The following is a 13,259-nucleotide window of genomic DNA, read 5'->3' as shown; positions in this document are numbered from 1 at the left end:
GATGTTTATTCTTTTAAAAACACCTCCCGCTTTTCTTCAATCAATCTCCCCAAGTCCCCACCCTCCAAAATAACATTGTTTAAAAACGCATCCAATGCTAGTTTTTTGGCCCGCATTTTAACAAAGGTTAGTTGTCTGTCATTAACTTCAGTATGTTCTGTAAGGGCATCGGTATAGGCTTCAATATCCTTTTTAATAGCAGCGCGTTCAACGTAGGGCGAAACGATTAGTTTGTATTTAAGCTCGTCTATCAGCTCGCGGGTGGCATCGGCCATCATGTCGTATTTTTCATTGGGGGTAGATTGCAGCAGGGTAAGCTGGTCTAAAAAATTATAAACCGATGTTGAAACGGCCGAGATGTCCTTTTTATCCTTCTTGCGCTGTAGGGCGTGCATAGCGTTAAGCTTTGCCGTTTCAAATTGTGTTTGCAGGCTGGGGACAGGCTTAGGTACTTCATCGGGTGGCAGTTCTTTAACCAGGCTCGTACGCTTTTCCGAGAATAAATATTGCTCAATAAACTTCAGGAACGTTACCACGCTAAGACCATAAAACTCACCATACCTGCCCCTAACGCCCTGCGCTATAGCCTCCGGGATCTCATTTAAACGAATAGCCGGATGATACTTTAAAATGTTATCCGTAAGCTCATTAACCAGGTAGTTGCGGTCTTCATTGCTGATTTCTTTGGTGTTGGTATCGGCAAACGCTTTGGCAACACTTGCCAGCACTATTTTAAAAAGATCGCGCTTAGGTAGGTTTCTTATCTTTTCCTGCTTTAAAATAGCCCAGCCACTGCTAACCCGGGCCGGCGCTTTATCATCAGGCGCTTTTTCTAATCTCCTGTCACCAATCCCTAACATTTTCATTGATCCTCCCTCATTTCAACATTTGCAAATTTCATTGCCGCAGCAACACCCCTTAATGGTTGGCCGTTAGGCGGGCGGTTATAACTTTCTTTTTTGGCGCAACTTTTTTCTTTTTGCCCTGCTGTAAGATGTTTAGGGAGCCAGTAATAAAAGTTGCGGGCTATTTCTTCAATAGTTTTGTTGTTCAGGTCACCGAGGTCAATTTTTGAATCGTAAAAAGTTTCAAATAGCTGGCGCATAGCATTATTATCAAGGCCAAACCTGTCTTTAAGCATGCGGTTATTCTTTGTCTCAACATAAAAAACAAAAGCATCGGCGCAGCTTATTACTACTATTTGTTTTGGTTTTAGTTTACTGTTTTTATTTAGTGTATCACTACCCGTAACAAAACCTGTATCACTACCCGGCTCGCAACCTGTATTAGCATTGCCTGTAACCGGTTGATTTCTATCGCGATAGATAAGCTCAAGATCGGTTAAGTTATAGGTTACGTTTGGTGTGCCATTTACCGACCTGAAATTTAAGATTCCGGCTTTTTTTAATTTGCTGCGCGATCTGAAAAATGTAGCCCTTGAAAGGTGCAGATCGGCCATTACTTTGGCATTATTCCGTTTAAATGGGTTTATCCAGTTGGTGCTGTTGCAAACCTCAAGCAGGTAAAAGTACAGGGCGGTATCGGTACTGTTTAATGTATGCTTTTCGTGCAGCAGCCAAAAGCCTTTTATTTGTGCAATGTAATTCATGTTATTATTTCGGATTTCGGATTTTCTATTTCGGATTTATTGTATTATGATAAATATGCTAGTTGGCATAATTTCTATTAAAAAAATAATGGAAATTTGACTTTTCTTGCTTTCGGCCTTCCGGTCTTTCGGACTAATACAGAACCATATCCTCGCCCAGGGTTTGGGTTTCAATTAGCTGGGTTAGTAAAAGTTTAAGCACCGTTTCGCGGGCATTTTGCTGCTCATTAAGCGTGGCGTCATCCTGGTACCAGCGGATAGGTGCGTTTATTTCAATGCTGGCCTTATACAAATAATTTTTAGTTGGATGCATTTTTGAGCCCTCGTAGCTATTAAGCTGTTCCTCCTTTATTATTTTGGCGAATTGCTTTACCGGGATGTCAACCTGCAGGCATTCGTCAAGCGTATTTTTAAAATCGTGCTTGTCTTCCAGCCACAGGGTTAAGGTGTCTTCAGTAAGGTCGTGGTCGGCAATGGTGATGCGGCCGTAATCGTAATCAACCGAGATGATGAGCCACCACAGTTTGTCTTTTAGTTTTTGAGAGATCTTTATCATTTTTTTAGTCATTAAGTCATTAGTCATTAAGTCATTAGTCATTAGTCATTAGTCATTGGGAGGGGTGTACATGTTTGATGGATGATAGTTTATGGCAACGACAATCGCAGCGACTATGAACTATGAACCATCAACTATGAACTTCTACCTAAACTTTGGCTCCCAGCCGGGGATGTACTTTTGGATAGCGGCAATTTCATGCCTGTACTTTTCGCAGGTTAACTGGTAGGCATCATAGCGTAATAGGGTTTCATTTTCGTGTTCATGTTGTTGCGTTCCGTTTTGTTGCGGGTTGTTTGTTGTGCCGATGGCTGAGTAGGCGAGGTGCATATGATTTTGGTTAGCTATTGTTTATGTTGTTTTTTATTTTTTGGTCGATGAATCAGCCGGGCGGTTCTCTTCCTGTAAAATATTCTGTATATTCTTTACTCACGCGTTTGGAAATTAATTAAATTTGTACTACTTTAGTGAATTATTACATTACAAATATAAAGAAATATCTTTATTAAAATCAAGAAAAAAAAATAATTAATTTTTATTGTTATGGATGAGCAGTTGAAACCCAATAAAATTAAAACCATAAGGCCCGAAACACTGGAGTTTATTATACTATATAATCAACTTAGGGGGAAAGCGTTTAATGGAAACGCCGAGCTTGCCGAGGTGCTTGGATTTAACTCGCCAAGTTCAATTACCGAGATAATAAAGAGCCGGCAGAATATTGATCCAGAAAAATTAAAGATATTTAAAGAAAAATACAGTGATTTCTTAACTGGTAAAAAAAATACAACTAATTCTGAAACTACAGGGGTTGCACGCCTGTTTGAGGGGATCCCCATGTACGAAATAATAGCTACGGCCTCGGGTGTTGAGGTTTATAATGACATTAATGATACGCGGCCGGTTGGCCACATGAACTTTCCGGGGATTGAGGAATGCGACTTTGCCCTGCCGGTTTGGGGGCACTCCATGTATCCATATTTGGAAAATGGCTGCTGGGTGGCGCTAAAGATCATTCACGATAAAAAGATCCTCCCCGGCGAAGTGTATTATATTGAATGGGGCGACTACCGCATGTACAAACGCCTGCTTGCCGGCGATAATGAAGAAGAAGTAATTGCCCATTCAGATAACGTTACCGAATTGATTGGCAACCGCCTTAAATATGCCCCTTTTGTTATAAAAATTGAGGAAATTAAAAAGTTGTGTTTAGTGAAGGATATTCATAAGAAGCATAATCATTAGGAGGGAGTTCGAAAGTCAGTAAAGTCCGAAAGTCCGAAAGTCATTGAGTCTGAAAGTCCGGTAGATAAGAAGAACCCGGCAGCGAAGCTTCTTTCGGACTTTCGGACTATACTTATCTCATTAATAATCAGTAGTATTGATAAACCAATTATTAAATACTATTAACATGAAATACTACATTGAAGGATGGAATGCCCGGCAAGCATGGCTTGACCTTGGCGCCGAAGAAAGGGGCGCTTACATGGCGCAGCTTGCACCGGCAATACAACAATTAATTGAACAGGGAGTTGAAATAATTAGCTGGGGGGCTAATGATACCGATACTGATAAACGGATGGGTTTTGATTTTTTCGCGATATGGAAATTCCCTACAGACGAGTTTGCCAAAACCTTTGAAACCATGGTTGCTGATGCTGGCTGGCACAATTATTTTGAACAACAAAATATGAAAGGCAATCCGGCTAGTCCGCAGGATATTATTGGGACGCTTATTAGTATGTAGGTAGTCCGAAAGTCGGAAAGACCGGAAGTCCGGAAGTTTGAAAGAAAGAGCGGAAACATAGGCTTTAAACTGCTAATTACCTATCTTTCGGACTTTACTGACTTTGCCGACTTTACTGACTATGGAAACAACCAAACACCCTTACAGCCTAAGCTATAGCCTGGCCAGCTTTTTAGTAATGCTGGTATTAATGCTTTTGCTGCTTACAAATGTGCTGGGAAGCAATAGCAAAGCTGGCTGGATAGTTTATGGCGTATTTGTAATTGTGTTTGTTTTGATAAGTGCGCTGCTGATAGTTAAACGGCTGGTCCCTGCTATTAAAGGAGAAACAGCGTTGGAGCTAAATGAAACCTGCCTGGTTGATTATATCCGCAACATCACAATTGACTGGAAAGATATTAAAGAGATCAGCCTGGTAAACGGCAGAAGTTCCTCCCTCATCCGGGTTAATTTAAAATGGGTATCTGACCATGGCAGCGAGATCGCTATCCCGCTCCGTTTTGTTAGGGGGAAGGATAGTGATATTTATAACGAGGTGAAAGCCTATTTAGCAAAGGCCGGTGGCGATATCATATTATAATATTATTTTTGATGATGAAGCGGCGCTGTTGCCGTAGCTAAATTGACATCCTAAACCTTAAAGCACCTATGGCAGCCAACACTATTGATGATGTACTTGCACAACTTGAAAACATTATTGCCGAAAGCATTAAAACCAACGACCGCATGGGTTATTTTGCTGCCTTATATTATAAGGTAACGGCCAGCGTGAAGGAGGGGATAGCCAAAGGCCAGTTTGCAAATGGCGCTCAAATGGAAAAGTTTGATGTAGTGTTTGCCAGCAGATACCTTGATGCTTTAACGGCCTGGAAAAATAAACAATCGCTTTCGGCATCGTGGCTTGTGGCTTTTGAGGCTACTAAAAGTTCAGGTGCCCTTGTGTTGCAGCAATTGTTGCTGGGTATGAGCGCGCATATTAACCTTGATTTGGGTATTGCTGCTGCCGAAGTGTCTGGCGGGCAATTAGCAGGCGTACAATCAGATTTTGATTCCATTAACATCATTATATCGGCCTTAACCTACCAGGTAGTGAATGATATTGCCCGGATGTCGCCATTGTTATCGCTGCTGGGCCTGCATTATAATAACCAAACATCTATATTGATACAGTTTAGCATTGATAATGCCCGCGATGGCGCCTGGTGCTTTGCCGAGGATTTGGTGAAAAAACAAGGTGCAGACTACACCGCCTGCATAAGCCAGCGTGACCAAACCATTAAGAAACTTGCCGACGGACTGATTATTATGAAAGGTTTTTTGCGCTTCACTGTTTGGATCATCCACCTGTTTGAATGGAAAAGCCCTGCCAGAATTATTAAGGCATTGCATGAAGATAGTAAGCAGAAGATTGTAGTGGGGTAGGGTGGGATTAGGGCAATGCATATTAATTATTATGCTTGTCAGACTCGATTCAGGAGGCTCCGCTGGAGCCAATTATTGTATTTGCGATTTCTATAAACAGGGGGCTCCTCAGGAGCCTATTTGAGTTTGAAAAATATTCAATAAAACAAGCTCTATAGGAGCATCCTGTTTATAGAAAAATTAATAAAGATTTTCAGGCTCCAGAGGAGCCTCCTAAGTTGACTCGAATTATTTTAATACGTTTGCCTTACTTTGTTAATGAGTATATTTGCATCGATCAAAGAAAATTAACAGCCATGCATGTTAAGAACTTAAATGGAGTTAATGGTTTAGTTATTAGTAAAGATAACAACACATTAAATGCTAAATCCTTTACTAAAAAGGTTAAATCTCAGTTGGTAAAAATTACGATTGAAGAAATTAACGCCGTCAGGCCGTCTGTTTACAAATATTTGCTTCCTTAATCCATTTCTTTTATATGCTCCTCCGCCTTGCTATCCTTACAGATATCCCTCAAATAATGCAGCTTATTACCGAAGTTGTGCCCGTTATGAATGCTGCGGGTAATATGCAATGGGATAACACTTACCCCAACCCACAGGTATTTGAAAACGATATTGCCTTAAACCAGCTTTGGGTGGCTGATATTGACAGTAACATTGCAGGCATAACCGCTATTACTACCGACCAGGAGCCAGAGTATGCCGATGTTGGCTGGGACATTACCCAAACCGCTATAGTAACGCATCGGCTTGCTGTAAGTCCGAAGTTCCAGGGCAAAGGGGTTGCTGCCGCATTGCTGGTGCAGGCAGAGGTGGTTGGCATTAACCGCGGAATTAAAATATTACGTGTTGACACCAATATCAATAACCTGGCTACCCAAAAGCTTTTCCCAAAACTTGGCTATCAGTTTGCCGGCGAGATAGGCCTGGGCTTCAGGCCGGGGATGCGTTTTTTGTGTTACGAGAAGGTGCTTTAGTTCATAGTTGATGGTTCATAGCCGGAAGGTTTTTGGTTTGAATGTTGGACGGATGCGTACCCATGACAAATTATATTGAACATACAATGGGCTTGTCATGGTGAGTAATCTATTTTTGCTCGAAAAAATAGATTACTCACCATGACAGGCCACCCCCGTCATTCCCCAGTTAGATCCAGTAGGATTTTATATCTTATAATGACAACCCCTCTTGTCATTTCTTCTTTATATTATATTATATAGTATTTATACCTAAGCCGACCCTCATATTAGAAGCTGATAATAAGGTTTTTAGCATGAATAACTAACTATAAACGATCACCAAAAAATATTTATTAAAATAACGTAACTACTTAGTCGTCACTATCGTAAAAATATGTCAAACGATAAGTATTGAATTAGTTATTGATAAATTTTAAAGCTATGGATGTGTTCTTTTTCTTTTTGGTAGCAGGCGTAACCATTATAGTATTGATATTAAAGTTCGATAAAAAGCAAGCGGTAAAAGTTAATGCAGTTTTAAGAGAGAGCAGGAGCATTCCACCGATGTTTTTATTAAAATCGACCGAACAAAAAATAGCGGCTTTAAAAGTTACTTTACGTTTTGATGATGTGCCTCAAAATATGGCGGCAGCATCAACTATGGCAAACCTTTATAATAACAAAAACGAAAGTTTAAGGCTCTCAAAAGTACAGGAGCTTAAATTACTTTCTGCAAAATATAATAATGGCCAGATCTCTATCGAGGCCTATAATGTAAAACTTGACGAATTGCTTGATATGGTTCAGCAACATGGCAGTGAGTTTGTATTAGCAAGTTAAGGTTTTAGTTTATTAAGTTGATTATGTGAGTGAGTTGATTAAGTTGGTTAGAGAAAGGCTATAGGTTTGTAAAAGCAAATTTGTAGCCTTTTCGCTTTTTTAATAATTTATTCAACTCAATCTAACCCAATCCAACTCAATCAACTAATTTAGCTTTTTAACAACTTAATATAACCCAATCCAACTCAATCAACTAATAATATTTTACCCTTGACAATCCCGCTACTTTGTTTATTATTGCAATCCAAATGTCTGACGAAGCAATAGTAAAACGGTTAAAGGTAATTGTAAAGGAACATGGCGGGCAACTGGCCCTGGCTGGTGCAATTGGTGTTGACCAGGGATTTATCAGCAAAGTGATCAATAAAAAGCAGGACGTAAGCTATTATCTTATCCGCAAGCTGTGCTTTCAGCTCAAATACTCGCCCGAGTGGCTCATACTCGGCACCGGTGAAAAAAAGATCAACAAACCCGAATCGGCTAAGCTTATTACCGAGATCCAGATGATGCGTACCGAAATGGACATACTGCATGCCCGGATGCGGGCCTATGAACTTGAACTTAAAGAGTTGAAGGAAAATGGCTTAATTGGAGAGCAAAAAGCCGGGTAATTTGAGCCTGTGAAAAAGAAGCTGTAAAGCTTTGATGGTCACCATTTTTTTATTGTTTTCTTCCTCATCAAAATGTAAAACCTTGTTAAAATGAAACCAAACCACGTTTTTGTGGTTATTAATAATTATTTTTACGGCATAAATGAAGGTCAGGAAATTCAAAATACTGGTAGTTGCGTTGTTTTTGGGCGTCTTTTTAATAAAGATGGCCATATCACTTGCTCCTGCTTTTTTGTATCTTGATAATAAAACTGTCAGCTCGGTTATTCTTCAACTCGAGCTTGAATCAAAGGCTGAAAAGGACAATCCTGAAAAGGACATGGTTAAGGAGAAAAAGGTTTTCGATGAAGCTTATATGCATGTTTTGGCCTATCAATCATTCCTTACCGGGGTAAAAGTACTTTACAATTCTGAGCATTGCCTGTATAAGCAGGTGTATCATCCGCAGGTTCCCACACCGCCTCCCAACGTTTAAATAAATTTACCGGGTATTTCCTACCCGGAGCATTTCGCTTTACAATTTATTTAAATATTTAATCCAAATTTTCAATTATGCAAAATGAGCAAGGTGGGTTTGCTGTGGGCAATCTCAACCTAAAAAAATATTTCCTTTCTAAAAATTTAAAAAAAGATCTCCCGGCCAGTTTAGTGGTGTTTTTAGTGGCGCTGCCTTTGTGTTTGGGCATTGCGCTGGCATCGGGTGCGCCGCTTTTCGCAGGCGTGTTAACCGGTATTATAGGTGGTATTGTTGTAGGGTGCCTTAGCGGCTCGCAGCTAAGTGTGGCAGGGCCGGCAGCGGGTTTAACGGTAATTGTTTTAAACGCCATAACCAGTTTAGGATCGTACGAGACGTTTTTACTGGCGCTGATACTGGCTGGTGTGTTCCAGATGATATTAGGTTTGGTAAAGGCCGGCACTATTGCCAATTATTTCCCTTCGGCAGTTATTGAGGGGATGCTGGCGGCAATAGGCATTATTCTTATTATGAAACAGTTTCCGCATGCGGTTGGTTTTGATGCCAATTTCGAAGGCGATGAAGGCTTTAGCCAAACAGATGAGCACAATACCTTTTCGGCTATAACCAATGCATTTTCAAAGATCAATTACGGGGCTGTGGTTATCAGCATGGTATCATTAGCTATAATGATATTTTGGCCGCGGTTTAAAAAGCTGGCCATTGTGCCTGCACCATTGCTGGTAGTTGTGGCGGGGATAAGCCTGAGTGCTTTATTTGCCGGTGGCAGCTTTGCCTTGCTTCAAAAGCAGTTTGTAAACATACCGGTAATAAACAGCAGCGGCGAGTTTTTTGCCCTGTTTAAAACTGCCGACTTTAGCCACATTGGCAACAAGCAGGTTTGGATAGTAGCCTTCACCATAGCCGTGGTAGCGAGTTTGGAGAGTTTGCTGAGCCTTGAAGCGGTGGATAAAATTGACCCGATAAAAAGGATCTCGCCCACCAACCGCGAGCTGGTAGCCCAGGGCGCAGGTAACCTTATAAGCGGTTTACTCGGTGGTTTACCTATGACGGCGGTAATAGTGCGTTCATCAGCCAATGTTGATGCCGGCGCGCGTACAAAAGCCAGCGCTGTTATACATGGTGTATTATTGCTGGCGGCGCTGCTGTGTATTCCCTGGGTAATAAACCAAATCCCGCTATCGTGCCTTGCCGCCATATTGCTGGTAACCGGGTACAAACTGGCGCGGATCTCGTTATTTAAGCACATGTGGCACAAAGGGCTGGATCAATTTATCCCGTTTGCGGTAACTATTATTGCCGTTGTGTTTACCGATTTGCTGATAGGCGTGGGTATTGGGATGCTGGTAGGTGTGTTTTACATATTGCGTACCAATATGCGCAATCCGTATTTTTATCACATCATAAAAAATGGGGATAAAAAGGTAATAAACCTGCAGCTTGCCGAGGAGGTTTCGTTTTTAAACAAGGCCGCTATACAGATAACTCTTACCAGCCTGCCTAAAGGTACAGACGTGATAATTGACGGGGTAAACTCGCGCTATATTGACCCGGATGTATTGGAGATCATCCACAATTTTAAGCACAATGCTTTTACCAAAGGAATTATTGTGCAACTAAAAGATATAAAGGAAAGGTATGATGTACCGCCTTTAAAAGAATTAATTTATAACGCTAACTAAGAAACAACATGATACTTACAGAAGATAAAAAGAATGGCACCAAGCCACAAATAGATTTAAGCAGTGTAAAACTTGCACAATCCGACACCTATAAAGCCCTTTTAAAAGGCAACAGTGATTGGGTTAAGGACCGTTTAAAAGACGACCCCGAATATTTTAATAAACTGGCAAAAGGCCAAAATCCGCAAGTACTTTGGATAGGCTGTTCAGACAGCCGCGTGCCTGCCAATGATGTGACAGGTACCAAGCCCGGCGAAATTTTTGTACACCGTAATATTGCCAACGTATGTGTACACTCAGACATGAACATGCTGAGCGTATTGGATTATGCCGTTAACGTACTTAAAGTAAAGCATGTTATAGTGGCCGGGCATTATGGCTGCGGTGGTGTAGCTGCTGCGCTAAGCAACAAACAGTTTGGATTAATTGACAACTGGCTAAGGCATATTAAAGATGTTTACCGCCTGCACAGCCACGAACTCGACCGCATTACCGATGAAACTCAAAAGCTTAACCGGCTGGTAGAGCTAAACGTATCTGAACAGGTGTATAACCTTTGTAAAACATCCATTATACAAAATGCCTGGATGAACCGTGCCGACCTTGAGGTACACGGCTGGGTTATAGATTTGGGTAGCGGCCTTGTTAAAGATATTAAGGTGAGCAGCAGCAGTCCGCATAATTTAGGTTATGTGTATGAGCTGGATGGTGTTGAAGCGCTGGCTGCGCACTAAGTTGATAGTGTGTTTAATTTGTTTGAAAGAGGGAGGGGATGGAAGTGATTTCATCTCCTTTCTTTTTTGGTGTATGGGGAGCCAAAAGCTTAAGGCAGAAAGCTAAAAGCTAATTTCGAAACATCTTTTTCGCTTTTGGCTTTGGTCTTTCGGCTTTCACCTCTTCCTCACCTGTTTATCAGAATAACCTCCAGCACATCGGCGGTGCTTTTGCATTTATTTACTGTAGTTTCTAACGAGTGCAGTATTTCGCGGTATTTAATGAGGTTTATGGCGTCTTTATCATTCAAAAAAAGATTGGCCACGGCATTGTAATAGATCCTGTCGGCCTGGCGCTCATATTCTTTTACCTGGCGACATGCTATTAATATGGTATTGGTTGATTGATGCAGCTTTAGCAGGCTAACCGCCTTTTGAATCTCAGCACTTGCTTTTTGTATTAAAACGGTAAGTTCTTTAATAGCTGTATTAAAATCGGTTATATTATAAAGGTCAATCCGGTTGCTGGTTTCCTTTATCATATCGGCAACATCATCAAGCGCGGCAGCTAATGCGTGTATGTCGTTCCGGTTTAAGGGGGTGAAAACTATCCGGTTAAGCGCCAGGTTTATTTTATGGGTTACGTTATCGCCCCAATGCTCCATTTTAGCAACCTGTTTATATAAAAGGTCGCGCTCGTCAACTTGTTCGGTATTTATAACACCAACCAGCAAAGTTGCCATATCAGCTGCGTTTTTGGCCGCAAGATCGAGCTGATCAAAGAATAACCCCCTATTTGACAAAAAATCCTGAAATAAAACCCTCATAAACAGCTGTATTATTGGTAATGCCCAAAAATAGCGCTGCTATGTTAAACCCATATTAAACAGAATACGTTCAATGTTAAATCTATGTTATCAATTTTCGTAAAAAGAAATATCCGTGTAAATTATTTATAATCAATTGTTTATAATTTTAAAAGATCGAAGAAATTGCCTTTTTATGTATTTTTTACACGCTATAAAGGTTAAGTTAACATTTAAATAATATCATCAAAGATTAATGATTGCTTAACATTAAGATAATGCTGCTGCCCCACTTTTGAGGCAAAATTTATTTAATCCTTAATTGATTATGAAAACAATGTTTACGAAACTTTTTAGTGCAGCCTTACTAGCATCCTTAATAGTAGGTTATACTGCTAAGGCACAAACTACCAGCTTAAATGCTGACGCAGCTACTACGGTTGCAATATCGGCGCCAGCCGCCCCAAAAACTGAAGTAAAAACAGTTGAGAAAGCAAAAGCTGAAGAGCCGGTAGCTACAGTAAAAAAAGAAGTTAAAGCAGCTGAAGATACTTCATGGAAACCTCAAAGAAGATTATGGGGATATGCTTTCGGTGATTTTTACTATAACGCACATTCTCCTGCAACAAGCTCTAGCCAGGGCAAGGAAAATAACTATACCGGAGTACCTACAGGCAGAAATGCTTTCCAATTCCGTCGTCTTTATTTAGGTTATGATTATGATATAACCAAAAAGTTTAAGGCTGAAGTATTATTGGCATCAGAGCCAAGTGCAAATACTGGCGTTAATGGTACAACATCTATCCAAAACAGTGATAACCTGGTTGATGGCAAGATGAGTTTTTATATCAAAAATTTCAACATCAGGGTTAGAGACCTTTGGAACGGAACAGATTTAGTAGTTGGTGAAATGAGCACCCCTACTTTCGCATTAAATGAGCCTGGTACAAACGCACCAACTTCATTAGCGGAAGCAACCTGGAGCTACCGTTCAATTGAAAGAACAATTACCGATTTCCATAAAGACAACTCATATGATGTTGGCGCTGCTTTGCAGGGAACTTTTGATCCGAAAACTAAAAACTTTGGTTATGTTGCAATGGTAGGTAATAACAGCACTGCAAGCTTATTATCAGCTGCTAATGCTAATACAGGTTTCTATAAAATATTCTACGGTACTTTATGGGGTAAATTCCTTGACAAAAAATTATACGTAGATTTTTATGCAGATTACGCACAAACTGCTCCTAATACTGCTGCTGTAGGTGCACAATCACACAACATGTATAAAGTATTTGCTGCCTACAATGCTAAATACTTTACTATAGGCGCCGAAGCTTACACCCAGAAATTTAAAAATGGGGTTACAAATAAAACAACTGCCCTGGCAGAAGATGCAAAGGCAGAAGGCCTTTCATTATGGATCAGAGGTGCAATTGTACAAGGCAAATGGGGTTACTTCGCCCGTTGGGATACTTACAACCCTGATACTCAATTTAACAGTGGTGATCCTTATAGTGTTAATACTAACTATGGTTCTTACGATCCAACTACCAAAGAGCAGTTTGTTACATTAGGTTTAGATTTTACGCCTGCTAAGAACATACATTTCATGCCTAACATTTGGTTTACACAATACAAAGATAAGTTAGCGCCAACTACTGCAGGTTATTTACCTGATAACCATACTTTGGTTTACAGAATGACCTTCTTCTTCACTTTTGGTAAATAATAAAATACTCCTGTTGTTATGCTGATTTGCTATAGGGGCCAATCAGCATAACAAAACGGGTAACAAGAACTTAACAGGGAACGAACTAAAACTCACACAAAACAA

General features: G+C 40.5%; 16 protein-coding genes. 11 read left to right on the top strand and 5 right to left on the bottom strand.

Annotation, left to right across the window (positions count from 1 at the left end):
* Positions 1–5: 5 nt before the first annotated feature.
* From BUE31_RS08750 to BUE31_RS08735, 4 genes are all read right to left on the bottom strand, one after another.
* A complete protein-coding gene (locus BUE31_RS08750) occupies positions 6–866 on the bottom strand; it encodes a hypothetical protein (protein ID WP_073402478.1) in 861 nt (286 codons plus the stop codon).
* On the bottom strand, positions 863–1,609 hold the full coding sequence (locus BUE31_RS08745; RefSeq protein ID WP_073402476.1) for a hypothetical protein: 747 nt from the start codon (positions 1,607–1,609) through the stop codon (positions 863–865). The genes BUE31_RS08750 and BUE31_RS08745 overlap by 4 nt, the downstream gene beginning before the upstream one ends.
* A gap of 133 nt (positions 1,610–1,742) precedes the next feature.
* Positions 1,743–2,165: a hypothetical protein gene (locus tag BUE31_RS08740; RefSeq protein ID WP_143167061.1), complete on the bottom strand. Its 423-nt coding sequence runs from the start codon at positions 2,163–2,165 to the stop codon at positions 1,743–1,745.
* Positions 2,166–2,309: 144 nt separating this feature from the next.
* Entirely contained in the window at positions 2,310–2,495 is a 186-nt protein-coding gene (locus tag BUE31_RS08735) for a hypothetical protein (protein ID WP_073402472.1), read from the bottom strand.
* A gap of 213 nt (positions 2,496–2,708) precedes the next feature.
* Between BUE31_RS08735 and BUE31_RS08730 the strand changes: the two genes are divergently transcribed.
* From BUE31_RS08730 to BUE31_RS08685, 10 genes are all read left to right on the top strand, one after another.
* Positions 2,709–3,410 carry a S24 family peptidase gene (locus tag BUE31_RS08730; protein ID WP_073402470.1) on the top strand — a complete coding sequence of 234 codons (702 nt, stop codon included), beginning with the start codon at positions 2,709–2,711 and terminating at the stop codon, positions 3,408–3,410.
* 166 nt (positions 3,411–3,576) lie between these two features.
* Entirely contained in the window at positions 3,577–3,912 is a 336-nt protein-coding gene (locus BUE31_RS08725) for a DUF6616 family protein (protein ID WP_073402468.1), read from the top strand.
* Between the two features lie 121 nt (positions 3,913–4,033).
* Entirely contained in the window at positions 4,034–4,492 is a 459-nt protein-coding gene (locus tag BUE31_RS08720; RefSeq protein WP_073402466.1) for a hypothetical protein, read from the top strand.
* A gap of 68 nt (positions 4,493–4,560) precedes the next feature.
* Complete coding sequence (locus tag BUE31_RS08715) at positions 4,561–5,334, top strand: DUF5995 family protein (RefSeq protein WP_073402464.1); 774 nt, start codon at positions 4,561–4,563, stop codon at positions 5,332–5,334.
* A gap of 478 nt (positions 5,335–5,812) precedes the next feature.
* On the top strand, positions 5,813–6,313 hold the full coding sequence (locus tag BUE31_RS08710) for a GNAT family N-acetyltransferase (RefSeq protein ID WP_073402462.1): 501 nt from the start codon (positions 5,813–5,815) through the stop codon (positions 6,311–6,313).
* A gap of 423 nt (positions 6,314–6,736) precedes the next feature.
* Positions 6,737–7,135 (top strand): hypothetical protein, encoded by a 399-nt coding sequence (locus tag BUE31_RS08705; protein WP_073402460.1) that lies wholly within the window; start codon positions 6,737–6,739, stop codon positions 7,133–7,135.
* 248 nt (positions 7,136–7,383) lie between these two features.
* On the top strand, positions 7,384–7,746 hold the full coding sequence (locus tag BUE31_RS08700; RefSeq protein WP_073402458.1) for a helix-turn-helix domain-containing protein: 363 nt from the start codon (positions 7,384–7,386) through the stop codon (positions 7,744–7,746).
* A 142-nt stretch (positions 7,747–7,888) separates the two neighbouring features.
* Positions 7,889–8,221: a hypothetical protein gene (locus tag BUE31_RS08695; protein WP_073402456.1), complete on the top strand. Its 333-nt coding sequence runs from the start codon at positions 7,889–7,891 to the stop codon at positions 8,219–8,221.
* 77 nt (positions 8,222–8,298) lie between these two features.
* Complete coding sequence (locus BUE31_RS08690; protein ID WP_083619538.1) at positions 8,299–9,903, top strand: SulP family inorganic anion transporter; 1,605 nt, start codon at positions 8,299–8,301, stop codon at positions 9,901–9,903.
* Positions 9,904–9,911: 8 nt separating this feature from the next.
* Positions 9,912–10,637 carry a carbonic anhydrase gene (locus BUE31_RS08685; RefSeq protein WP_083619535.1) on the top strand — a complete coding sequence of 242 codons (726 nt, stop codon included), beginning with the start codon at positions 9,912–9,914 and terminating at the stop codon, positions 10,635–10,637.
* Positions 10,638–10,804: 167 nt separating this feature from the next.
* On the opposite strand, the gene BUE31_RS08680 is transcribed toward BUE31_RS08685, so the two are convergent.
* Positions 10,805–11,443 carry a DUF47 domain-containing protein gene (locus tag BUE31_RS08680; RefSeq protein ID WP_083619532.1) on the bottom strand — a complete coding sequence of 213 codons (639 nt, stop codon included), beginning with the start codon at positions 11,441–11,443 and terminating at the stop codon, positions 10,805–10,807.
* A gap of 307 nt (positions 11,444–11,750) precedes the next feature.
* Between BUE31_RS08680 and BUE31_RS08675 the strand changes: the two genes are divergently transcribed.
* Entirely contained in the window at positions 11,751–13,154 is a 1,404-nt protein-coding gene (locus BUE31_RS08675) for a hypothetical protein (protein ID WP_083619527.1), read from the top strand.
* Positions 13,155–13,259 lie beyond the last annotated feature (105 nt).

The sequence above is a fragment of the Mucilaginibacter sp. OK098 genome (assembly GCF_900142915.1).
GTDB lineage: Bacteria > Bacteroidota > Bacteroidia > Sphingobacteriales > Sphingobacteriaceae > Mucilaginibacter.
This window is presented reverse-complemented; position numbering and strand designations above follow the sequence as displayed.

Excerpts from the sequence above, each read along its gene's own strand:
- BUE31_RS08750 (WP_073402478.1), bottom strand. The coding sequence starts at position 866 with ATGAAAATGTTAGGGATTGGTGACAGGAGATTAGAAAAAGCGCCTGAT.
- BUE31_RS08745 (WP_073402476.1), bottom strand. The coding sequence starts at position 1,609 with ATGAATTACATTGCACAAATAAAAGGCTTTTGGCTGCTGCACGAAAAG.
- BUE31_RS08740 (WP_143167061.1), bottom strand. The coding sequence starts at position 2,165 with ATGATAAAGATCTCTCAAAAACTAAAAGACAAACTGTGGTGGCTCATC.
- BUE31_RS08735 (WP_073402472.1), bottom strand. The coding sequence starts at position 2,495 with ATGCACCTCGCCTACTCAGCCATCGGCACAACAAACAACCCGCAACAA.
- BUE31_RS08730 (WP_073402470.1), top strand. The coding sequence starts at position 2,709 with ATGGATGAGCAGTTGAAACCCAATAAAATTAAAACCATAAGGCCCGAA.
- BUE31_RS08725 (WP_073402468.1), top strand. The coding sequence starts at position 3,577 with ATGAAATACTACATTGAAGGATGGAATGCCCGGCAAGCATGGCTTGAC.
- BUE31_RS08720 (WP_073402466.1), top strand. The coding sequence starts at position 4,034 with ATGGAAACAACCAAACACCCTTACAGCCTAAGCTATAGCCTGGCCAGC.
- BUE31_RS08715 (WP_073402464.1), top strand. The coding sequence starts at position 4,561 with ATGGCAGCCAACACTATTGATGATGTACTTGCACAACTTGAAAACATT.
- BUE31_RS08710 (WP_073402462.1), top strand. The coding sequence starts at position 5,813 with ATGCTCCTCCGCCTTGCTATCCTTACAGATATCCCTCAAATAATGCAG.
- BUE31_RS08705 (WP_073402460.1), top strand. The coding sequence starts at position 6,737 with ATGGATGTGTTCTTTTTCTTTTTGGTAGCAGGCGTAACCATTATAGTA.
- BUE31_RS08700 (WP_073402458.1), top strand. The coding sequence starts at position 7,384 with ATGTCTGACGAAGCAATAGTAAAACGGTTAAAGGTAATTGTAAAGGAA.
- BUE31_RS08695 (WP_073402456.1), top strand. The coding sequence starts at position 7,889 with ATGAAGGTCAGGAAATTCAAAATACTGGTAGTTGCGTTGTTTTTGGGC.
- BUE31_RS08690 (WP_083619538.1), top strand. The coding sequence starts at position 8,299 with ATGCAAAATGAGCAAGGTGGGTTTGCTGTGGGCAATCTCAACCTAAAA.
- BUE31_RS08685 (WP_083619535.1), top strand. The coding sequence starts at position 9,912 with ATGATACTTACAGAAGATAAAAAGAATGGCACCAAGCCACAAATAGAT.
- BUE31_RS08680 (WP_083619532.1), bottom strand. The coding sequence starts at position 11,443 with ATGAGGGTTTTATTTCAGGATTTTTTGTCAAATAGGGGGTTATTCTTT.
- BUE31_RS08675 (WP_083619527.1), top strand. The coding sequence starts at position 11,751 with ATGAAAACAATGTTTACGAAACTTTTTAGTGCAGCCTTACTAGCATCC.